The sequence below is a fragment of the Mesorhizobium sp. WSM4806 genome, from assembly GCF_055811635.1.
This window is the reverse complement of sequence record NZ_JBVVQZ010000067.1, coordinates 1-670: the sequence shown is the minus strand read 5'-3', so window position 1 is coordinate 670 and position 670 is coordinate 1. Positions and strand designations below refer to the sequence as shown.

Sequence of the window (670 nt, the reverse complement as noted above, 5' to 3'; positions counted from 1 at the left end):
GATGAAAGGCTGCGCCTCTGGCGGAGAGAGCGGGCCGATCGGGTCGCTGTTCCGAGTTTTATGACACTCGACCGAGATCGCGGTTTCGCCTTCGACGCTCGATGATACGCGCATTTCGACGAGCGACTCTAAGTTCGGCAAGCGTTGGTTGCCACCAGCCTCGGGAATGCTCCATCGGTCCAGCTTCATGACGAGCGGGCCATGTCTTGATGAGTTCCGTCAGCGTCGCCGAGCGCCACGTTCCCCACACGTAGTCGAAGTCTGCCCGCATCGCATGTGGATTGAAGGCGGCCAATACTGGCGGTTCGACGACTTCACCTGACACATCGGTAAAGACGACAACACCGTACTGCTCTGTTGCGACGGGGCGCCCCATCGGAGGCAAGTCTTCAGCTGGCAACGGATAGCGGTGGCGGCGGCGTTCAGCATATCGCAACCGCGTGGTTCTTTGAGCTTCCGAGTCCCTCTCAGCCTCGCGGCGCCGCTTCCTTTCCTCGGGCTCGTTACGTCGGGCAGCCTCTTCGATTGCCGGCCACCGCCGCCGCAGTTCCTCATAGGACCGAAACGGCACGCGCCACGCCCGCAGTTCATCGTCCCAACTTGCCCAGGGAATGCCATGTAGTTCCCGAAGGGCGGTCTTCGAATAGGGCGTCCGAATGCGCAGATCGTC

General features: G+C 61.5%; 1 protein-coding gene. It reads right to left on the bottom strand.

Features of this window, described 5'->3' with window-relative positions:
• Positions 1 to 58: 58 nt before the first annotated feature.
• Positions 59 to 670, bottom strand: a 612-nt coding sequence (locus tag AC0L2M_RS34605) for a hypothetical protein (protein WP_473537270.1), incomplete at its 5' end; no start/stop codon positions are given.